Source organism: Albimonas marina, from assembly GCF_029223255.1.
In the GTDB taxonomy this organism is placed as follows: Bacteria; Pseudomonadota; Alphaproteobacteria; order Rhodobacterales; family Rhodobacteraceae; genus Albimonas.
In genome coordinates this window covers 190,765-211,061 of record NZ_JARHUC010000001.1, presented here as the reverse complement: position 1 = coordinate 211,061, position 20,297 = coordinate 190,765, and the positions used below count along the sequence as shown (strand labels likewise).

Here is a 20,297-nt window from a genome sequence, read left to right as displayed (position 1 = left end):
CCGCGGATCAGGTCGTCGCGGTCACAGGCCGCGGCGGCGGCGGCGTCCGCGGCCGGGACCGCGCAGGGTGCGCCCGATCTCGGACGCGTCGCGGAAGGCCGAGGCCGCCATCATCGCGATCTCGAGGTCGCGCTCGTATTTCGACATCGGGCCGAGGCCGGGCTCGATCCCCGCGCCCGGATGGCCGAGGCCTGCGGCGGCGCCGGGGGGCACGCCCGCCGCCCCCTCGGCCACGCCCTGCGCCTCGGCCGCGGCCACGATGGGCGCGACGGCGGCGGCGGGCACGGTGGGCGAGGACAGGCGCCAGCCGTTGGCGGCGAAGATCACGATGGCGACGAGGGCGTAGACCCCGCCGGCGATCGCGAGCGCCGGGACCCAGCCGTAGAGGGCGGCGAGCCAGATCAGCCCCGCGATGGTCAGGCAGGTGCAGGCGCCCGCCGCGAAGAAGGCGAAGGCCAGCGGCGGCGTGGCCGTGGCCACGACCGAGGCCGCGCCCACGCTGGCCGCGCGCCCGACCTCGAGGGTCAGCTGGTCGCCCAGCTGGCCGATCATGCCGCGGGGCGTGCCCGGTCCGGGTGCTCGCCTCATCGTCTCCCCCTCATCGCCGTTCGGTCATCGACCGCGCCTCGATCCGGCCTGCGCGCGCTCAGCGGCGCGCGGTCAGGAAGCCGAAGACCAGGCCCAGGGCCGCGGCGCCGGCGACCGCGGTCAGCGGGCGTTCGCGCACGTAGTTCTGGGCGATTTCGATGTCCTGCTCGGCCTCCATGCGGGCGCGGCGGGCGGCGCGGCGGCCGCGGGCCTTCGCCTCGCGCGTCACGCCGTTCACGCGGCCCTTGGCGTCCTCGACCTCCATGCGGGCGACGTCGCCCATGGTCTCGGTGATCTTCGACAGGTCGGCGCGCAGCGCATCGATCTGCTTCGAGAGCTCCGCGTACTTGTCGTCGGTGCTGGCGGTGGCCATGGCACGGGTCTCCTCGGTTGGTCGCGCCGATGCGACGGCGCACGATTCCACGCCATGAAATGTAAGCGGGCGGCGGGGAAACTCCACCGCCGCCCGCAAATGGTCACGGTTGCGTCGGCCGCATGTCGGGCCGGGGGCCGGGGCGGCCGACGCCGCCGGATCAGAGGCGCTCGACGGCGATGGCGATGCCCTGGCCGCCGCCGATGCACATGGTGATCAGGCCGTACTTCCCGCCGATGCGCTCCAGCTCGTAGAGGCACTTCACGGTGATGATCGCGCCGGTGGCGCCGACGGGGTGGCCCAGCGCGATGGCGCCGCCGTTGGGGTTCACCTTGGCGGGGTCGAGGCCGAGGCCCTTGTTCACCGCGCAGGCCTGGGCGGCGAAGGCCTCGTTCGACTCGATCACGTCGAAGTCGGCGGCGGTCAGGCCGGTGCGCTCCAGCAGCTGCTGGACGGCGGGGACCGGGCCGATGCCCATCACCTCGGGGCGCACGCCAGCGTGGGCGTAGCCCAGGATGCGGGCGCGGGGCTTCAGGCCGGCGCGCGCCGCGGCCTCGCCGTCGGCCAGCACCAGCGCGGCCGCGCCGTCGTTGATCCCCGAGGCGTTGCCGGCCGTCACCGAACCGTCCTTCTTGAACACCGGCTTCAGCCCGGCCAGCGCCTCGGCCGAGGTCATGCGCGGATGCTCGTCGGTGGCGAAGGCGACCATGTCGCGGCCCTTCTTCACCTCGATCGGCACGATCTGCTCGTCGAAGTAGCCGGCCTCGATGGCGGCCTTGGCGCGCTTCTGCGACTCGAGCGCGAAGGCGTCCATCTCGTCGCGGGAGATCTGGTGCTCGGCCGCCACGTTCTCGGCGGTGATGCCCATGTGGCCGTGGCCGAACGGGTCGTTCAGGGCACCGACCATCATGTCGATGCCCTTGATGTCGCCCATCTTCTGGCCGAAGCGGGCGGCGGGCAGGATGTACGGCCCGCGCGACATCGCCTCGGCGCCGCCGGCGAGCGCATAGTCCGCGTCGCCCAGCAGGATCGACTGCGCGGCCGAGACGATGGCCTGGGCGCCGGAGCCGCACAGGCGGTTCACGTTCATCGCGGGCGTCGAGTCGGGGATGCCCGCGCCGATCGCCGAGACGCGGCTGAGGTACATGTCCTTCGGCTCGGTGTTGATCACGTGGCCGTAGGCGACGTGGCCGATCTGCGCGGGATCGACGCCGGCGCGCTCCATCGCCGTCTTGGCGACCTGGGCGCCCGTCTCGGTCGGGGGCGTGCCGGCCAGCGAGCCGCCGAAGGTGCCGATGGCGGTGCGGGCGCCGGAGAGGATCACGATCTCCTTGGGCAGCGCGTCTCTGGGCATGGCTATGGTCTCTCCCGTCATGTTTGCTTTCGGACGGCGCCGGGGCCGCCCCTTCGGCGGCGCACCATACGCCCGTCGCGGGGCTTGTCCAATCTCGTCTTGACCGCCCGGTCAGCAACCGCGGTCAGGGGACCCGGTCAGGCGGCGGCCCGGGCGGGGTCCGCGGCGACCGGGGGCCAGGGGCGCAGCTTCTCGGCGGCGGCCCAGGCGGCGATGGGCTCGGGCAGGGGCGCGCGCCAGCCGGGCTCGGTTCGGTCGGCCAGCAGCTTCGGCGGCGGCTGGATGCCCGAGGCGTCGAACAGCGCCATGCGCGCCACCAGCCCGTGGGCGGGGACCCCGTTGGCGTGAAGCACGTGGTCGACGTAGATGAAGCGCTCGTCGATCCCCACCACGGTGGCGTGCAGCTCGATGAGGTCCCACAGGCGCACGCGCTTGCGGTAGGTGACGGCCGAGCCGGCCACCGCGATGCCCAGCCCGTGCCGCTTCATCAGCGCGGAGATCCCGCAGCGGCGCAGCACCGCCATGCGCGACATGTCGAACAGCGTCAGCGAGCGGCCGTTGTTCAGCTCCCAGGCCGGGTCGAGGTCCTGCGGCCAGCAGCGGGTGCGCGTCACATGCGTCTCGCCCGGCGCCAGCGGCGGCAGGCTGTTGGCGCGGCGGATTTCGCGGGCCACGCGGAAGAAGGGATACATGGAGCGGCTCCGGCGCTGCATACTCTCGAGTATGTCAACCTAACGGCCGGAGCGCCTGCGCAGCAAGGGGGCGCGGGCCGGGACGCCGCGCGGACGTCCCGGCCCGGGGTCTCAGAGCCCCTCGAACAGCGGGGTCGACAGGTAGCGCTCGGCGAAGCTGGGCAGGATCACCACGATGCGCTTGCCGGCCATGTCCTCGCGCTCGGCGATCTCTAGCGCGGCCGCGACCGCGGCGCCCGAGGAGATGCCGCCCGGGATGCCCTCGACCGCGGCCAGCTTGCGGGCCGTCTCGAAGGCGGTCTCGTTGCCGATGGTCAGGACCTCGTCGATCAGGGCGCGGTCGAGGTTGCCGGGCACGAAGCCCGCGCCGATGCCCTGGATCTTGTGGGGGCCCGGCTCGCCGCCCGACAGGATCGGGCTGTCCTCGGGCTCCACCGCCACGATCTTCACGTGCGGCGCGCGGTGCTTCAGCACCCGGCCGACGCCGGTCAGGGTGCCGCCGGTACCCACGCCCGCGATGAACACGTCGAGCTGGCCGTCGGTGTCGGCCCAGATCTCCTCGGCGGTCGTCGCCTCGTGGATCGCGGGGTTGGCGGTGTTCTCGAACTGCTGGGGGATCACGGCGTCGCCGATCTCGGCGGCCAGCTCCTCGGCCCGCTCGATGGCGCCGCGCATGCCGCGGGCGGGGTCGGTCAGCTCCAGCTTGGCGCCCAGCAGGGCCAGCATCTTGCGCCGCTCGATCGACATGCTCTCGGGCATGCACAGGATCAGCTTGTAGCCCCGCGCCGCGCAGGCGAAGGCCAGCGCGATGCCGGTGTTGCCAGAGGTCGGCTCGATCACCGTGGTGTCGTGGTTGAGCTTGCCGGTCCGCTCCAGGCTGTCGATCATCGCGACGCCGATGCGGTCCTTCACCGAGCCGATCGGGTTGAAGAATTCCAGCTTGGCGAGGATCTCGGCCTTCAGGTCCCGCTCGACGCCGAGCCGCGACAGGCGCACCAGCGGGGTGGAGCCGATGGTCTGCGTGACGTCGTCGTAGATCCGGCCGCGCGGCGGGGTGAACCGCCCCGGGTTCGGCTCGTGGCTGGGCTCGGGGACGGCGGCGGCGTGTCTGTCGGCGGTCATGCGGGGTCCTCCCTCGCTGGGGTCGGCGCCTGTCGGTCCGGCGGGGGGGCCGGTCCGCGGCGCGGTTGGCATCTATATACGAAGTCGGGAGGGCTGCGGCGAGTCGGCGCGCCGCCCGACGCAAAATCCTGACTCAGATGGTGAAGTCGGGCCGGGTCTCGTCGGCGCGGGGCACGCGCAGGCGCTGGGCCTCGCGGCACAGGTCCTCCATCGTCACGCGGTCGAGCCGCTCCAGCAGGTCGCGCTGCATCTCCTCCCACACCGGCGAGACGACGGCGACGCCCAGGTCGCTGGCGGGGCCGGCGTCGCCGTCCTCGGCGTCCAGCGTCGAGACCACGCGCACCACGTCGCCCACGGTGATCCGGCGACGTTCGCGCGCCAGGGTGTAGCCGCCGCGGGGGCCGCGCACGCCCTTCAGCACGCCCGCGCGCACCAGCGCCTGCATCACCTGCTCGAGGTAGCGCTGCGGGATGCCCTGGCGCTCGGTCACGTCGCGGGCCTGCACCGGGTCGGGGCGGGCGTTGTAGGCGATGTCGGCCACCGCCTCGATGGCCAGCAGGGTCTTGCGGGTCAGCTTCAGCATCAGCGCGAGGTCCTTTCGCCGACGCCGGTGGAGCCGAAGCCCCCGGCGCCTCGGGCGGTTTCGTCCAGCGTCTCGACCTCGCGCCACAGGCCGCGGGTCACGGGGGCGATCACCATCTGGGCGATGCGGTCGCCGTGGGCGATCCCGACCGGCTCGGCGCCCAGGTTCACCAGGATCACCCCGACCTCGCCGCGATAGTCGCTGTCGACGGTGCCCGGCGCGTTGGCGACCGTCAGCCCCTTCTTCAGCGCGAGGCCGGAGCGGGGGCGCACCTGCGCCTCATACCCTTCGGGCAGCGCGATCGAGAGGCCGGTGGGCACCAGCGCCCGGGCGCCGGGGGCGAGCACGATCTCCCCTCGGTCGGGCAGGCAGGCGCGCAGGTCCATGCCGGCCGCGCCCGTCGTCTCGTAGGCCGGCAGGGGCAGGGCGGGGTCGTGGTGGGGCAGGCGGGCGAGCGCGATCTCGATCTCCATCACGCGGCCCCCCGGTCCTGCGCCCCGTCGGGGCCGGCGAAGTGGTCGGCGATGCGGCGGGCGAGGCGCCGGGCCGTCTCGGTCTTGGTCAGGCGCGGCCAGGGCTCGGCGCCCTCGCCGGTGATCAGGATCACCGCGTTCTCCGTTCCGCCCATGATGCCGGTGGCGGGCGAGACGTCGTTCGCCACGATCCAGTCGCAGCCCTTGCGCAGGCGCTTGGCGGAGGCGTGGGCGACCACGTCGTCGGTCTCGGCCGCGAAGCCGACGACGAGGCCGGGGCGCCCCTCGGTCCAGCGGGAGACGGTCTTGAGGATGTCGGGGTTCTCGGCGAACTCCAGCGCCGGGGCCGGCGCGCCGGCCTGCTTCTTGATCTTGGAGGTCGAGGCCGAGGCCACCCGCCAGTCGGCCACCGCGGCGGCGAAGACGGCGGCGTCGGCGGCGGCGCCCTGCGGGGGAAGCGCGGCCTCGACGGCGGCGAGCATCTCGCGCGCGCTCTCGACCTCGACGATCTGCACGCCCTTGGGGCGGGGGGCGTCGGCGGGGCCGGTGACGAAGGTCACCGCGGCGCCCAGGTCGCGCAGCGCGTTCGCCAGCGCCGTGCCCTGCGCGCCGGAGGAGCGGTTGGCGATGTAGCGCACCGGGTCGATGGGCTCGTGCGTCGGGCCGGAGGTGACCAGGATGCGCCGCCCGGCCAGCGGCCCGCCGCCCAGCGCGGCCGCGGCGGCGTCGACGATGGCCGGCGGCTCGGACATGCGGCCGGGGCCGTACTCGCCGCAGGCCATGTCGCCCTCGTCCGGGCCCACCACCAGCACGCCGTCGCGCTCCAGGGTCTTGAGATTCCGCTGCGTCGCCGGATGCTCCCACATCCGCACGTTCATGGCGGGCGCGATCAGCACCCGCTTGTCGGTCGCCATCAGCAGGGTCGAGGCGAGGTCGTCGGCGTGCCCGTTCGCCATCTTCGCCATCAGGTCGGCGGTCGCGGGGGCCACCACCACCAGGTCGGCGGAGCGGGAGAGCTGGATGTGCCCCATCTCCGCCTCGTCCGTCAGGTCGAAGAGCTCCCGGTAGACCTTGGCGCCGGAGACGGAGCCGAGCGCCAGGGGCGCCACGAACTCCTCCGCCGCGCGGGTCATCACGCAGGTGACGGCGGCGCCGCGCTTGCGGAACTGGCGCACCAGCTCCGGCGTCTTGTAGGCGGCGATCCCGCCGCCGATCACCAGCAGGATGCGCTTTGCGTGCAGCATGTCGGCTCCACCCGGATGCAGGACATTCCCCGAGCGCGAAGCGTAGTTATCCGGCATCCCCGCTGCAAGATGGGGGATCGGCCATTTTCACGGGCGAAGCTAGTCGGCGACCTGGTCCGGCCGGGCGTCGCGGGCGAACAGCGCATAGACCGTCAGGCCGATCAGCAGCGTCGCGGCATACCACAGGAACACCCGGTGATAGCCCTCGACGAAGTCCCCGACCGAGAGCGGCGCGTCCGAGATCGCGCCGGTCGCGAACTGCCCCAGCGCGGTGCCCAGCATCCCGGTGACGTTGATCAGCGTCACGCCTCGCCCGGTCAGGCGCAGGGGCACGAAGCTGCGCCAGTGTGCGATCAGCACCGCGTAGGTGGCCCCGAAGAAGCCGCAGGCGGTCATCAGCGCCACCGCCGTCCAGGCCCCCGGCGTCCCGAAGGCCAGCCAGGCGACGCAGACGAAGCCGGCGATGTTGGCGCTCAGGATCAGCGGCTTGCGCGTGCCGAACACGCGGTCGAGCGGGGCGTAGACGAAGTTGCCGGTCATCATCGCCACCGCGATGCACAGCGTCGCCATGCCGATGGCCGCCGCGTCGAAGCCGTGGATGTCCGACAGGTACGGCCCCGCCCACAGCCCCCGGATGCCCCCCGCCACCGCGTAGTTGGTCAGCGCCAGCGGCAGCATCGCCAGCAGCAGCGGCATGCGCAGCAGCTCCAGGAACCCGCGGAAGCCCGCGTCCTTCGCCCCGGGCTCGACCGGCAGGGGCGGCGGGTCGCGCAGCACGGTGTAGGCGACGAGGCCGCACACCAGGCCCGTGCCGGCGAGGAACAGCATCATCTCGCGCCAGCCGAAGGCCTCGACCGCCAGCGCGAAGGGCGCGGCGCCCAGGATGTTGCCCAAGCCCCCCACCCCGATCATCAGGCCCGAGAGCGTGGCGAAGCGCGCCGGCGGGTAGCGGCGGGCGAAGAGGAACATGCCGCTCATCAGGATCGGCGCGCAGCCGATGCCGATCATCGCCACCCCTGCCGTCAGCCCCCCCGCGGTCGTGGCCTGGGAGAACACCAGCGCCCCCACGAAGGCCGGCCCGCACAGGAACGTGCCCACCACGCGGCGCGGCCCGAACTTGTCCAGCAGCACCCCCGTGGGCAGCTGCGCCAGCGAGAAGAACAGGTACCACGAGCCCGCGGCGTGCGAGAGCTCGGCCGCCGTCACGCCCAGGTCGGCGGTCAGCGCCGGCGCCAGCACCGCCATGAACGTGCGGTAGAACTGGCTGAGGATGTAGATCACCATCAATGCGGCGAGATCCATGGAGGTCCTCCCAGACCCGTTTTTTCTTGTCGTCCAGGTCCCCCGGCGCCGGTCGTCTGAAGCGACCTGCATGCGGCGCCGGGGAGGGCCGGCGCCTCAGGGCTTGGCGTCTCGGCTGAACAGGTAGACCGCGGTCGCCACGGCCATCGCGGCGGCGTAGAGCATGAAGACCTGCGCGTAGGCGTCGGCCGGGGGCGCGCCGGCGGCGCGGGCGGCCTCGACCACCTCGCCGGTGATCGGCTGGGCGAGGCCGACGCCCGCCATCACGAAGAAATTCATCATCGTCACCGTCCGCCCCACCAGCCGCAGCGGCGCGAGGCCCCGGGCGTGGGCCATGACGATGGTGTAGGTGGCGGAGATGAAGCCGATGGCGGCCAGCAGCACGGTGGCCAGCTGCGCCGAGCCGTCCGCCCACAGCCCCAGCGCCAGGCACAGGCCCGCCGCGGCCAGGTTGCCCGGCGCCACGATCCACTTGCGGGTGCCGAAGATCCGGTCCAGCGGGCCGTAGCAGAAGGCGCCCAGCGACATGGCGATGGCCATCCACAGCACGGCGCGGCCGACCTCGACCGGGGGCAGGGCGAAGACCTCCGAGAGGTACGGGCCCGCCCACAGGCCGCGGATGCCCGCCGCGGGCGCATAGTTCACGATCGCCATGGGGATCAGCGCCCAGAACACCGGCATCCGCAGCAGCTCGAAATACTCGAGGAAGCCGCGGTCGCGGCCCTCGCCCGCCGCGGGATCGACCCGCACCGGGTCCTTCACCAGCACCAGCGAGGCGACCGCCGACAGCGCCGAGACGGCGGCGAAGCCCCCCATCGCCGCGCGCCAGCCCACCGCCTCGATCAGGACGGCGAAGGGCTCGGTGCCCGCGATGTTGCCCAGCGTGCCGATGCCCACGGTGCAGGAGGTGAGGAAGGCGAAGCGCGCCATGTCGAACTCGCGCGCGTAGATGTAGAACAGCGCCATCAGCGCGGGCGCGCAGCCGGCCCCGATCAGGGTCATGGCGACGGTGATCATCACGGGCCCCTGGGCCAGCGCGAAGATCGCCGAGCCCCCCGCCGCGCAGATTCCGAACAGCAGCCCCGCGGTCCGGCGCGGCCCCAGCCGGTCGAGCCCCACGCCCACCGGGATCTGCATCAGCGCGAAGGCCAGGAACCAGGCGCCCGAGGCGCGGCCCAGGTCGGCGGCGTCGAGCCCCAGGTCGGCGGTCAGGTAAGGCGCGAGAACGGCCAGGCAGGCCCGGTAGAACTGGCTGAACACATAGCCGAGCCCCAGCGCGAGAATGCCGGGCATGGACGAGGACCTCCGAGGAAGACGCGCCGCGCGGACGGTGCGGACGCGGAAAGTTCGGCGACCTTATCGGCGGCCCGGGGCCTCGTCCATGGGGGCGTGCGCCCCGTTCCGGCCGTTGCGCGGGCAAGGCCTTGCCGGCCGGTCTTCGCGCCCGCGACGCCCGGGCGGCGGGCGAAACGCCTCCCCAGGCGCCCTGAAGCCCCTTGCCGCGGGTCGAAACCCGCCATTGACGCGGACGCCGGGCCGAGCGTAGCGCTTTTCATCCCTTGTCCTGCGAGGCCTCCGATGAACCTGCCCCTGACCAACATGCAGACGCGCGACGTCGAGGCGTTGCTGCACCCCTACACGAACGCGACCCAGCACCGTCAGGTGGGCGCCCATGTGATCGAGCGCGGCCAGGGGATCTACGTCTACGACGAGCACGGCCGCCAGTTCATCGAGGGCATGGCCGGCCTGTGGTGCGCGGGCCTGGGCTTCGGCGACAAGGAGCTCGCCGACGCGGTGGCCGAGCAGGTGCACAAGCTGCCCTACTACCACCTGTTCGCCGGCCGCTCGCACGAGCCCGCCATCGAGCTGGCCGAGCGGATCAAGGAGCTCGCCCCCGGCATGGCCCGGGTGATCTTCCAGTCGTCGGGCTCGGAGGCGAACGACACCCAGGTGAAGCTCGCCTGGTACTACAACAACGCGCTGGGCCGGCCGGAGAAGAAGAAGATCATCTCCCGCCGCAAGGGCTACCACGGGGTGACCATCGCCTCGGCCTCGATGACCGGGCTGCCCTACAACCACATCGACTGGGACCTGCCCCTCGACCGGTTCCTGACCACCGGCACGCCCCACCACTGGCGCGAGGCCGAGCTGGGCGAAACCGAGCAGGAGTTCTCCGCCCGCCTCGCCCATGAGCTCGAGGAGCTGATCGAGCGCGAGGGCCCCGAGACCGTCGCCGCCTTCATCGCCGAGCCGGTGATGGGCGCGGGCGGCGTGATCCTCCCGCCCGAGGGTTATTTCGAGGCGATCCGCCCGATCCTGACCAAGTACGACGTGCTGATGATCTCGGACGAGGTCATCAACGGCTTCGGCCGCACCGGCGAGTGGTTCGGCGCCGACACCTACAACGTGAACCCGACCTCGATGTCGCTCGCCAAGCAGCTGACCGGGGGCTACGCGCCGCTGTCGGCCGTCGCGCTGTGCCGCGAGCAGGCCGAGGTGATCGAGGCGCACACCGGCAAGATCGGCACGCTGGGCCACGGCTTCACCTACGGCGGCCACCCGGTGGGCTGCGCGGCGGGCGTCGCCGCGCTGAAGATCTACAAGGAGCGCCGGATCGTCGATCACGTGCGCAAGGTCTCGCCGAAGTTCGTGGGGCGCCTGAAGTCCTTCGCCGATCACCCGCTGGTGGGCGAGGCGCGCGGCGTGGGCCTGATCGGCGCGCTGGAGCTGTCGCCCGACACGTCGGGCAAGAAGATGTTCGAGCGTCCCGGCGCCGTGGGCGCGCGCCTGATGGGCGAGCTGGCGGGCCACGGCGTGATCCTGCGCGCCATGGGCGACTCGCTGGGCTTCTGCCCGCCGATGATCATCACCGAGGAGGAGATCGACGCCCTGTTCGCCCCGATGGAGCAGGCGCTCGACGCCACCCATGCCTGGGCGAAGTCGGAAGGGCTGGTCTGACCGGCTGAAACGCGAAACGGGCCCCGACTGATGTCGCGGCCCGTTTTCGGGGTCGACGCCCGCGGGGGACGTCCTGGTCGTTTCGCTCTGAAATGGGGAGGGGTGGCCGTAGGCGGCAGACTTGGCCACCCCCAGTCACTTCACCCTTCTAACGCCACTCGAGTCATGAGCCACCTAGTACGCTACTCCCGGCGCCACCCGACGCCGGCTACCCGTTTAGGAATCCTTAACGCTGCCCCAATGTCAATGACAGGATGAACGAACGCGTGATCGTTAATGAGATCTTCAAGATCCTGCGCCCGTCCGAATGCGCGGAACTTGCGCAAGCCCTTGTTTTCAATGGCTCTGAACATGACGTGAGAGACGGGTTCATTCATCTGTCCACCGCGGCGCAGGCACCGGGCACCGCCGCCAAGCACTTCGCCGGGGACGGCGATTTGTGGCTTCTGTGCACCGAATCGCCCCTCCTGGGAGAATCGCTTCACTGGGAGGAAAGCCGCGGCGGGGCGCTGTTCCCCCACCTCTACCGCCCCCTGACGTTGCGTGACGTGGCCTGGATCCGGCCCCTGCCGCTGGGTCCGGACGGGCGGCATCTGTTCCCCGCCGACATCGCCTGGGGGCCCGTGGACGCATGAGGCTCGCCGTCGCCGCCGAGCGCGCGGGCCTCGCCCTGCTGCGCAGCCTCGACCCCGAGGACGCCCACCGCCGCGCGCTCCAGGCGCTGAACCTGCGCCATGCGCTGGGGCTGTCGCCGGGGGGGCCGGTCGCCTCGCCCGCGCTGACGCGGCGGGTGTGGAACCTGACCTTCCCCAACCCCGTCGGCGTCGCCGCCGGCTTCGACAAGAACGCCGAGGCGGTGGCCGCCACGCTCGCCTCCGGCCCCGGCTTCCTCGAGATCGGGGGCGTCGCGCCGCGGCCCCAGCCCGGCAACCCGCGCCCGCGCCTGTTCCGCCTGACCGAGGACCGGGGCGTGATCAACCGCTTCGGCTTCAACACCGACGGGATGGAGGCGGTGGCCGCGCGGCTGGAGGCGACGCGCGCCAGGGCCCCGCTGCCCGCGCCGCTGGGCCTGAACCTGGGCGCCAACAAGGACAGCGAGGACAAGGTCGCCGACTACGTCGCCGTGCTGGGCCGGTTCGCGGGGCTCGTCGACTTCTTCGTGGTCAACGTCTCCTCCCCCAACACCGAGCGCCTGCGCGACCTGCAGGGGCGCGAGGCGCTGGCCGCCGCCCTCGCCCGCAGCCTCGAGGCGCGGGAGGCGAAGGCCCCCGGCGCGCCGCTGCTGGTCAAGATCGCCCCCGACCTGAGCGAGGCGGAGCTGTCGGACGTGGCCGAGGTCTGCCTCGCGCAGGGCATCGACGGGATCGTGGCCACCAACACCACGCTCGCGCGCGAGGGGCTGAGGAGCCCGCACAGGGGCGAGACCGGCGGCCTCTCCGGCCAGCCCCTGTTCGAACGCTCGACCGAGGTGCTGGCGACCCTCTCGCGCCTGACCGGGGGCGCGCTGCCGCTGGTGGGGGTGGGGGGCGTCGCCTCGGTCGCGCAGGCGCGGGCGAAGCTCGCCGCGGGCGCCTCCCTGGTGCAGATGTATTCGGGCCTCGTCTACGGGGGCCTCGCGCTGGCGGGCGAGATCGCGCGCGGGCTGGAGGACGCGCCGGAGATTCGCGGCCGGACGGGCTGAGCGGGCGGGTCCAGATGCTCCGGGGGGCGGAATCCGGCCCCCGGAGCGGGGGATTCCGCGACGCGGGCGCCGAATCCGCTTCGCATCGGGGTCGGCGCCCGCGGCAGGGCGACGCTGCACAGGGCCGCAGGCGCGTATCGCGTGGCGGGAGTTCACGAAATATCAATGACTTCGTCCCTTGATCGGGTCGCCTGTCACGATATTGCGCGCCTCAACCCCCTGTGCTAGCTAGCCCTCGGTTCGAGAGAGGGGGCGGACGACATCCGCTTGGAAGTCGCCCCGCGCCGGCTTTTGGCATGTCCAGCCGAATTCGGAAGGGGACCCGTGGCAGTATCAGCAACGCTCACCACCGGCATCGCGGGACGCTACGCGACCGCACTGCTGGAACTCGCCGAGGAGCAGGGCGCCCTCGACCAGGTCGAGTCGGATCTCAAGGCGGTCCGTCAGGCGCTGAACGACAGCGAGGACCTGCGCACCGCGGTGACCAGCCCGCTGTACAAGCGTGACGAGCTGTCCGCCGCCATGGCCGCCGTCGCCGACGCCATCGGCGTCTCGGCGCTCACCAAGAACATCATCGGGCTGATGGCGCAGAAGCGCCGTCTCTTCGCGCTCGGCGACGTCTGCGACGCCTACGTGGCGCGGATGGCCGAACGGCGTGGGGAGCTGACCGCCGACGTGAAGGTCGCGGCGCCCCTGAGCGACGAACAGCGCGCGGCCCTGGCCGACGCGCTCAAGGCGGCCTTCGGCCGCGACGTGAATCTGGACGAGACGGTCGATGAAAGCCTCATCGGCGGTCTTGTCGTAAAGGTCGGGTCCAAGCTGATCGACACCTCGATCCGCTCGAAACTCGCCGCCCTGCAGAACGCCATGAGAGAGGTCGGGTGATGAGCATCCAGGCAGCCGAGATTTCTGCTATCCTCAAGGAGCAGATCAAGAACTTCGGTCAGGAAGCGGAAGTCTCCGAGGTCGGCACGGTGCTGTCCGTCGGCGACGGCATCGCCCGCATCTACGGCCTCGATTCCGTGCAGATGGGCGAGCTCGTCGAGTTCCCCGGCGGCCTGATGGGCATGGCGCTGAACCTCGAGGCCGACTCGGTGGGCGCCGTGATCTTCGGCGACGACCGCGGCATCCGCGAAGGCGACACCGTCAAGCGCACCGGCTCGATCGTCGACGTGCCCGCGGGCAAGGCCCTGCTGGGCCGCGTCGTGGACGCGCTGGGCAACCCGCTGGACGGCAAGGGCGCCGTGGACTCGTCCGAGCGTCGCCGCGCCGACGTGAAGGCCCCCGGCATCATCCCCCGCAAGTCGGTGCATGAGCCGATGGCGACCGGCCTGAAGGCGATCGACGCCCTGATCCCGATCGGCCGCGGCCAGCGCGAGCTGATCATCGGCGACCGCCAGACCGGCAAGACCGCCGTGGCGCTCGACGCGATCCTGAACCAGAAGAGCTACAACGAGGCCGCCGGCGACGACGAGTCCAAGAAGCTCTACTGCATCTACTGCGCCGTCGGCCAGAAGCGCTCGACCGTCGCCCAGCTCGTGAAGAAGCTGGAAGAGACGGGCGCCATGGACTACTCGGTGATCGTGGCGGCCACCGCCTCGGACCCGGCGCCGATGCAGTACCTGGCCCCCTACGCGGCCTGCGCCATCGCGGAGTACTTCCGCGACAACGGCATGCACGCCCTGATCATCTACGATGACCTGTCCAAGCAGGCCGTCGCCTACCGCCAGATGTCGCTGCTGCTGCGCCGTCCGCCGGGGCGCGAGGCCTACCCGGGCGACGTGTTCTACCTCCACTCCCGCCTGCTCGAGCGGGCTGCGAAGATGAACGAGGATCACGGCGCCGGCTCCATGACCGCCCTGCCGGTCATCGAGACCCAGGCGGGCGACGTGTCGGCCTACATCCCGACCAACGTGATCTCGATCACCGACGGCCAGATCTTCCTCGAGACCGAGCTCTTCTTCCAGGGCATCCGTCCCGCCGTGAACACCGGTCTGTCGGTGTCGCGCGTCGGCTCGGCCGCCCAGACGAAGGCGATGAAGTCGGTCGCGGGCTCGATCAAGCTGGAGCTGGCGCAGTACCGCGAGATGGCGGCCTTCGCGCAGTTCGGCTCGGACCTCGACGCCTCGACCCAGAAGCTGCTGAACCGCGGCGCGCGTCTGACCGAGCTGCTCAAGCAGCCGCAGTACTCGCCGCTGACCAACGCCGAGCAGGTGGTGGTGATCTACGCCGGCACCCAGGGCTACCTGGACAAGATCCCGGTCAACCAGGTCACCAAGTTCGAGCGCGGTCTGCTGGCGCACCTGCGGTCCTCGTGCAAGGACCTGCTGGACGACATCGAGACCAACGACCGCAAGGTCGACGGCGATCTGGCGGCGAAGATCAAGTCGGCGATCGAGGACTTCTCGAAGGGCTTCTCCTGAGGCCCCGGCCTCAGGGATAGGGATCTGATATGCCCAGCCTCAAGGACCTAAAGAACCGGATCAACTCGGTCAAATCGACCCGGAAGATCACCAAGGCCATGCAGATGGTCGCGGCGGCCAAGCTCCGCCGCGCCCAGGAGGCGGCCGAGGCCGGCCGCCCCTACGCGGAACGGCTGAACGCGGTTCTCGGCAAGCTGTCGTCGGGGGCCAACCCCGACACGGCGCCGAAGCTGCTGGCCGGCACCGGATCGGAGCAGGTCCACCTGCTGATCGTGGCGACCGCCGAGCGCGGGCTGTGCGGGGGCTTCAACAGCACCATCGTGCGGCTGGCGCGGCTGCGGATCCGCGAGCTGCAGGCCGAGGGCAAGACGGTCAAGATCCTGACCATCGGCCGCAAGGGTCGCGACCAGCTGCGTCGCGACTACGCCGACCTGTTCGTGAAGCACGTGGACCTGTCGGCCCTGAAACGGGTCGACTACGCCACCGCTCAGGGGATCGCCACCGACGTCCTGGCCATGTTCGAGGCCGGCGAATTCGATGTGGCCACGCTGTTCTTCAACAAGTTCCAGTCGGTGATCGCGCAGATCCCGACGGCGCAGCAGCTGATCCCCGCGAAGTTCGAGACCGAAGAGCCCGATCCCGTCGAGGACGGCACGCCGGTCCCGTATGAGTACGAGCCCGAAGAGGACGCCATCCTCGCGGACCTGCTGCCCCGCGCCATCGCCACGCAGATCTTCACCGGTCTGCTTGAGAACGCGGCCTCCGAGCAGGGCGCGCGCATGTCCGCCATGGACAACGCGACGCGAAACGCCGGCGACCTGATCGACAAGCTGACGCTGGAGTACAACCGCTCCCGCCAGGCCGCGATCACCAAGGAGCTCATCGAGATCATCTCGGGCGCGGAAGCGCTTTAAGGGACGGAGACCCCCATGCCCACCGGAAAAATCACCCAGGTCATCGGCGCGGTCGTGGACGTCGCCTTCGACGGCCATCTGCCTGCGATCCTCAACGCGCTCGAGACCGAGAACAACGGCGTCCGCCTCGTTCTGGAAGTCGCCCAGCATCTGGGCGAGTCCTCCGTGCGCACCATCGCCATGGACTCGACCGAGGGTCTGACCCGCGGCCAGGCCGTGACCGACACCGGCGGCCCGATCTCGGTGCCCGTCGGCGACGGCACGCTGGGCCGCATCCTGAACGTCATCGGCGAGCCGATCGACGAGAAGGGCCCGGTCGACGCCTCCGAGACCCGCGCCATCCACCAGCAGGCCCCCTCCTTCGCCGAGCAGTCGACGGAGTCGGAGATCCTGGTCACCGGCATCAAGGTCATCGACCTGCTGGCCCCCTACTCGAAGGGCGGCAAGATCGGCCTCTTCGGCGGCGCGGGCGTCGGAAAGACCGTGCTCATCCAGGAGCTGATCAACAACATCGCGAAGGTGCACTCGGGCTACTCCGTGTTCGCCGGCGTGGGCGAGCGCACCCGTGAGGGCAACGACCTCTATCACGAGTTCATCGAGTCCGGCGTCATCAACATCGACGACCTGGTGAAGTCGAAGGTGGCGCTGGTCTACGGCCAGATGAACGAGCCGCCGGGCGCCCGCGCGCGCGTCGCGCTGACCGGCCTGACCCTGGCCGAGCAGTTCCGCGACCAGTCCGGCACCGACGTGCTGTTCTTCGTGGACAACATCTTCCGCTTCACGCAGGCGGGCTCCGAGGTGTCGGCGCTTCTGGGCCGCATCCCCTCGGCGGTGGGCTACCAGCCGACGCTGGCCACCGACATGGGCGCCCTGCAGGAGCGCATCACCTCGACCAAGAACGGCTCGATCACCTCGGTGCAGGCGATCTACGTGCCGGCGGACGACCTGACCGACCCCGCGCCGGCCACGTCCTTCGCCCACCTCGACGCCACGACCGTTCTGTCGCGCGCCATCTCCGAGCTGGGCATCTACCCGGCCGTGGATCCGCTCGACTCCACCTCGCGCATCCTCGACCCCGCCGTGGTCGGCGAGGAGCACTACCAGGTGGCCCGCATGGTCCAGGAGACGCTGCAGCGCTACAAGGCCCTGCAGGACATCATCGCGATCCTCGGCATGGACGAGCTGTCGGAAGAGGACAAGCTGACCGTGCAGCGGGCGCGCAAGATCCAGCGCTTCCTGTCCCAGCCCTTCGACGTGGCCGAGGTCTTCACCGGCTCGCCGGGCGTGCAGGTTCCGCTCGAGGACACGATCTCCTCGTTCAAGCGGGTCTGCGAGGGCGAGTTCGACCACCTGCCGGAGGCCGCCTTCTACATGGTCGGCGGCATCGACGAGGTCGTCGCGAAGGCCGAGAAGCTGGCCGCCGCGGCCTGAGTTAGGAGCGCCCGATGGCCAAGCTTGCCTACGATCTCGTCTCGCCGGAGCGCAAGCTTGCCTCCGGCGAGGCCGACGCGATCCAGATCCCGGGCGCCGAGGGCGACCTCACGGCGATGCCCGAGCATGCGCCCTTCCTCACCCCCCTGCGCCCCGGCGTGGTGACGGTGCGGGACGGCGGCTCGGAAACCGCCTACGTGGTCACCGGCGGCTTCGCCGAGATCTCTCCGGCCGGCGCCGCGGTGCTGGCCGAGGAGGCGGTGAAGAAGGACGAGGTCTCGGCCGAGTGGTTCGCCGCCAAGATCGCCGAGGCCGAGAAGGCCCACGAGATCGCCTCGGGCCAGGGCAAGACCATCGCCGCCCTGCGCCTGAACGACATGAAGTTCCTGGCCTCGACCCTCGGCTTCTGAGCCGACGGCCGACCCGGACCGAAAAGGCCCCGCGCGAGCGCTCGCGCGGGGCCTTTTTCGTTGGAGCGTGCGGATTGCCGGGGCGCGCGCAGGCGCATTGAAATGCGCCCTACGGGGCCCGGTAGGGCGCATTTCAATGCGCCATCCACCGTCGACCATCCGCCGCCCGCTTCAATCCGGCCGCGGCGCCCGCCCGGTCAGCGAGGCGCGCTCCGACAGCTCGATCCAGTTGCCGTCGGGATCGCGCAGGAAGCTGTAGCGCACCGTGCCCAGCGTGCGGGGCGGCTGCGCCACCTCGGCGCCGCGCCGCTCCGTCAGCGCCGTTACGGCGTCGCAGTCCGCGATCTGCACGGTCATGTAGCGCAGGCCGATGGCGAAGCGGTCGCCGCGGGCGGGGGCGGGCCCCTCGGCCGCCTCGATCACGTTCTCGCCCAGGCGGAAGGCGGCGGCGGGGCCCGGCTCGGGCGCGAGGCCCAGCTGCTCCCCGTAGAAGGCGCGGAAGGCGTCGAGGTCGGCGGTCCCCACGTGCAGCCGCAGGCTCGTCGGCGCGTCGGGCACGAGGGCGACGGCCAGCCCATCGGGGCTGGTCAGCGTCGCCGCCCGCGCCGCGGCCAGCGTCAGGCCGACGTAGCCGCCGGGCGCCGCGGCCTCCAGCGGCGCGCGGGAATGGTTGACCTTGATGATCGAGGCGCCCTGCCGCCAGCGGTGCTGATGCAGGCCCCCGCCCAGCTTGGCGAGGTGGTCGTAGGCGAGCCCGATCTCCTCGCCCCAGAAATCCTGGTGCGCCTCCAGCCGGTTGGTGGCCATGCCGACGTCGAAGGCCGGCTTCACGAACTCGATCGCGCTCATCTCTCTCCCCCCTTTGCTTCGGTGGGAGCATCGCCCAGCGGGCGCCGCCTGTCACGCCGGCGGCTTGCCCACCGCGGGGATCTCCCACGGCCGGTCCGAGGGCGGGCTGGGCGGGGCCAGAGGATCCGGCCCGTAGTCGTTCGCCCCCGACGTGCCCTTCAGCACGAACCACACCAGCAGCACGATCGAGCCGATCAGCGGGATCAGCCACAGCCACCACCACCAGCCGCTGCGGTTCCCGTCATGCAGGCGGCGCACGGCGACCGATATGCCGGGCAGCAGGGTGACCAGGCTCCAGGCGCTGGTCAGCGGCCCGACCCCGCTCTCGAGGTTCACCATCCCGGGCAGCAGCCGCACCTCGATGAAGCCCAGCAGCCAGGAGATCACCACGACGAACAGCGCGAACCACCACAGCTCCGAGCGCGGCGCCCGGCCCGAGAAGGTGACGTACTTGCGAAAGCAGGTGGAAATCGACTGGTCGAAGGTCATCGCGAAATCGGCTCCGGGGCGCGGGGGTCGGCTCGGCCCGCATCATGGCCCGCGCCGCCGCCCAGCGCCATGGCGATGCGCCGGAGGCGGGGGGGGGGGGCGTCCTCGGGGGCGTCGAACCCCCTCGCCCGCCCGCCGGCCGAGGGGCCGGCGGACGCCGCGTCGTCGTCGGCGCCGGTTGCGTCGGCCGTCCGCGGGCGGCAGGGTCGGGCCCGCCGAGCCGCAGGAGACCCCCCGATGACGACGCCCCCGCGCGTGACGCTGCATGGCTACCAGCACTCGATCTATTCCTGGGCCGTGCGCCTGGCGCTGTCCGAGAAGGGCGTGGACTGGGACTGGGCCGAGGTCGACCCGTTCGCGGAGCCCGAGCGCGCGGCCCGCCGCCACCCCTTCGCCAAGGTGCCGGTGCTGGTCCACGGCGCCTTCTCGGTGTTCGAGACGGTCGCGATCCTGCAATACGTGGACGAGGCCTTCGACGGCCCCGCCCTGCAGCCCACCGAGCCGCAGGCCCGCGCCCGGATGCGGCAGGTGCAGGCCATCGCCGACGCCTACGCCTACTGGCCGATGGTGCGCCTGCTCTACGCCCAGCGCGTGTTCCGCCCCCGCCACGGCGAGGAGGTCGACCGCGCGATCGCCCGCGACGGCCTCTCGCAGTCGCGGCCGGTGCTCGACGCGCTCGAGGCGCTGACGGGCGAGGGCCCCTACTTCGGGGGCGAGACGCCGACGCTCGCCGACCTGCACCTCGCGCCCATCGTGGCGGCCTTCGCCGAGGCGCCCGAGGGCGGCGCCCTGCTCGCCGGCCGCCGCCGCCTGAAGGCCTGGCTCGCCGCAATGCAGGCCCGCCCCGCCTTCGTCGCCACGCGGCCATGGTGACGCGCCCGCCCGTCCCTGCCGGAGATCCGCCCGATGATCGTCGTCCGCCGCGCCACCCCCGATGACGGGCCGGCCATGGCCGCCGTCCTGAACCCGATCATCCTGCGCGGCGGCTCCACCGCCTACGAGGAGGAGCTGGCGCCCGCCTACCTCGCCGGCAAGGCGACCAAGCCCGCCTTCGCCCACGTGGCCCTGGACGAGACCGGCCGCGTGATCGGCTTCCAGTGGATCGAGCCCGACGCCCGGGACCCCGCGCTCGCCATCATCGCGAGCTTCGTGGCGCTGGACGCGGCGCAGGGGGGCGTCGGCTCGGCCCTGTTCCCGCACACCAGGGCCGAGGCGACCCGGCGCGGATATCGCGAGATCGACGCGACGATCCGGGCCGACAACGCCGGCGGCCTCGCCTACTACGCGCGGCAGGGGTTCGTGGATTTCGAGGTCCACAGGGCCGTGCCGTTGAAGGACGGCACGCCGGTCGACCGGATCTCGAAGCGGCTGGCGCTGCGGGGGGCCTGAGCCGACCCGGCGTCCGTCTCGC

At 71.7% G+C, this 20,297-nt stretch carries 22 protein-coding genes; 10 read left to right on the top strand and 12 right to left on the bottom strand.

All coding sequences use genetic code 11. The annotated features are described in order from the left end of the window. Nucleotides 1-21: 21 nt before the first annotated feature. The 10 genes from P2H44_RS00925 to P2H44_RS00880 form a co-directional block, all read right to left on the bottom strand. Complete coding sequence (locus P2H44_RS00925) at nucleotides 22-588, bottom strand: hypothetical protein (protein WP_275761534.1); 567 nt, start codon at nucleotides 586-588, stop codon at nucleotides 22-24. A gap of 58 nt (nucleotides 589-646) precedes the next feature. Beyond that, a complete protein-coding gene (locus P2H44_RS00920) occupies nucleotides 647-961 on the bottom strand; it encodes a glycine zipper domain-containing protein (RefSeq protein ID WP_275761533.1) in 315 nt (104 codons plus the stop codon). Nucleotides 962-1,121: 160 nt separating this feature from the next. Next, on the bottom strand, nucleotides 1,122-2,315 hold the full coding sequence (locus P2H44_RS00915; protein ID WP_275761532.1) for an acetyl-CoA C-acyltransferase family protein: 1,194 nt from the start codon (nucleotides 2,313-2,315) through the stop codon (nucleotides 1,122-1,124). 137 nt (nucleotides 2,316-2,452) lie between these two features. Then, nucleotides 2,453-3,007: an acyl-CoA thioesterase gene (locus P2H44_RS00910; RefSeq protein WP_275761531.1), complete on the bottom strand. Its 555-nt coding sequence runs from the start codon at nucleotides 3,005-3,007 to the stop codon at nucleotides 2,453-2,455. Between the two features lie 111 nt (nucleotides 3,008-3,118). Continuing rightward, complete coding sequence (gene cysK / locus P2H44_RS00905; RefSeq protein WP_275761530.1) at nucleotides 3,119-4,129, bottom strand: cysteine synthase A; 1,011 nt, start codon at nucleotides 4,127-4,129, stop codon at nucleotides 3,119-3,121. 133 nt (nucleotides 4,130-4,262) lie between these two features. Beyond that, nucleotides 4,263-4,712: an RrF2 family transcriptional regulator gene (locus P2H44_RS00900; protein ID WP_275761529.1), complete on the bottom strand. Its 450-nt coding sequence runs from the start codon at nucleotides 4,710-4,712 to the stop codon at nucleotides 4,263-4,265. After that, nucleotides 4,712-5,185, bottom strand: coding sequence for a dUTP diphosphatase (gene dut, locus P2H44_RS00895; protein ID WP_275761528.1), 474 nt, complete (start codon nucleotides 5,183-5,185; stop codon nucleotides 4,712-4,714). The genes P2H44_RS00900 and dut overlap by 1 nt, the downstream gene beginning before the upstream one ends. Further along, entirely contained in the window at nucleotides 5,185-6,429 is a 1,245-nt protein-coding gene (coaBC, locus tag P2H44_RS00890) for a bifunctional phosphopantothenoylcysteine decarboxylase/phosphopantothenate--cysteine ligase CoaBC (protein ID WP_275761527.1), read from the bottom strand. Before coaBC ends, dut begins: the two co-directional genes overlap by 1 nt. Nucleotides 6,430-6,528: 99 nt before the next feature. Next, nucleotides 6,529-7,731: an MFS transporter gene (locus P2H44_RS00885; protein ID WP_275761526.1), complete on the bottom strand. Its 1,203-nt coding sequence runs from the start codon at nucleotides 7,729-7,731 to the stop codon at nucleotides 6,529-6,531. A gap of 96 nt (nucleotides 7,732-7,827) precedes the next feature. Continuing rightward, on the bottom strand, nucleotides 7,828-9,024 hold the full coding sequence (locus tag P2H44_RS00880) for an MFS transporter (protein WP_275761525.1): 1,197 nt from the start codon (nucleotides 9,022-9,024) through the stop codon (nucleotides 7,828-7,830). A 285-nt stretch (nucleotides 9,025-9,309) separates the two neighbouring features. On the opposite strand from P2H44_RS00880, the gene P2H44_RS00875 reads away from it, so the two are divergent. From P2H44_RS00875 to atpC, 8 genes are all read left to right on the top strand, one after another. After that, nucleotides 9,310-10,689 carry an aminotransferase gene (locus P2H44_RS00875; protein ID WP_275761524.1) on the top strand — a complete coding sequence of 460 codons (1,380 nt, stop codon included), beginning with the start codon at nucleotides 9,310-9,312 and terminating at the stop codon, nucleotides 10,687-10,689. 254 nt (nucleotides 10,690-10,943) lie between these two features. Beyond that, a complete protein-coding gene (locus tag P2H44_RS00870) occupies nucleotides 10,944-11,324 on the top strand; it encodes a DUF952 domain-containing protein (RefSeq protein ID WP_275761523.1) in 381 nt (126 codons plus the stop codon). Then, entirely contained in the window at nucleotides 11,321-12,370 is a 1,050-nt protein-coding gene (locus P2H44_RS00865; protein WP_275761522.1) for a quinone-dependent dihydroorotate dehydrogenase, read from the top strand. Before P2H44_RS00870 ends, P2H44_RS00865 begins: the two co-directional genes overlap by 4 nt. Before the next feature lie 324 nt (nucleotides 12,371-12,694). Beyond that, nucleotides 12,695-13,255: a F0F1 ATP synthase subunit delta gene (locus tag P2H44_RS00860; protein ID WP_275761521.1), complete on the top strand. Its 561-nt coding sequence runs from the start codon at nucleotides 12,695-12,697 to the stop codon at nucleotides 13,253-13,255. Beyond that, the gene (gene atpA, locus P2H44_RS00855) at nucleotides 13,255-14,793 is read left to right on the top strand and encodes a F0F1 ATP synthase subunit alpha (RefSeq protein WP_275761520.1); all 1,539 of its coding nucleotides are present in this window, start codon (nucleotides 13,255-13,257) and stop codon (nucleotides 14,791-14,793) included. Before P2H44_RS00860 ends, atpA begins: the two co-directional genes overlap by 1 nt. 29 nt (nucleotides 14,794-14,822) lie before the next feature. Further along, nucleotides 14,823-15,707, top strand: coding sequence for a F0F1 ATP synthase subunit gamma (locus P2H44_RS00850; protein ID WP_275761519.1), 885 nt, complete (start codon nucleotides 14,823-14,825; stop codon nucleotides 15,705-15,707). A gap of 15 nt (nucleotides 15,708-15,722) precedes the next feature. Then, nucleotides 15,723-17,138 (top strand): F0F1 ATP synthase subunit beta, encoded by a 1,416-nt coding sequence (atpD, locus tag P2H44_RS00845; protein ID WP_275761518.1) that lies wholly within the window; start codon nucleotides 15,723-15,725, stop codon nucleotides 17,136-17,138. Nucleotides 17,139-17,152: 14 nt separating this feature from the next. Beyond that, on the top strand, nucleotides 17,153-17,548 hold the full coding sequence (gene atpC / locus P2H44_RS00840) for an ATP synthase F1 subunit epsilon (RefSeq protein ID WP_275761517.1): 396 nt from the start codon (nucleotides 17,153-17,155) through the stop codon (nucleotides 17,546-17,548). A 171-nt stretch (nucleotides 17,549-17,719) separates the two neighbouring features. On the opposite strand, the gene P2H44_RS00835 is transcribed toward atpC, so the two are convergent. Both P2H44_RS00835 and P2H44_RS00830 read right to left on the bottom strand, forming a co-directional pair. Further along, a complete protein-coding gene (locus P2H44_RS00835) occupies nucleotides 17,720-18,397 on the bottom strand; it encodes a VOC family protein (RefSeq protein WP_275761516.1) in 678 nt (225 codons plus the stop codon). Between the two features lie 51 nt (nucleotides 18,398-18,448). Beyond that, a complete protein-coding gene (locus P2H44_RS00830) occupies nucleotides 18,449-18,886 on the bottom strand; it encodes a DUF805 domain-containing protein (protein ID WP_275761515.1) in 438 nt (145 codons plus the stop codon). A gap of 237 nt (nucleotides 18,887-19,123) precedes the next feature. Here P2H44_RS00830 and P2H44_RS00825 point away from each other — a divergent pair, with 237 nt between their 5' ends. Further along, a complete protein-coding gene (locus tag P2H44_RS00825) occupies nucleotides 19,124-19,759 on the top strand; it encodes a glutathione S-transferase family protein (RefSeq protein WP_275761514.1) in 636 nt (211 codons plus the stop codon). Between the two features lie 33 nt (nucleotides 19,760-19,792). Beyond that, complete coding sequence (locus P2H44_RS00820; RefSeq protein WP_275761513.1) at nucleotides 19,793-20,275, top strand: GNAT family N-acetyltransferase; 483 nt, start codon at nucleotides 19,793-19,795, stop codon at nucleotides 20,273-20,275. Nucleotides 20,276-20,297 lie beyond the last annotated feature (22 nt).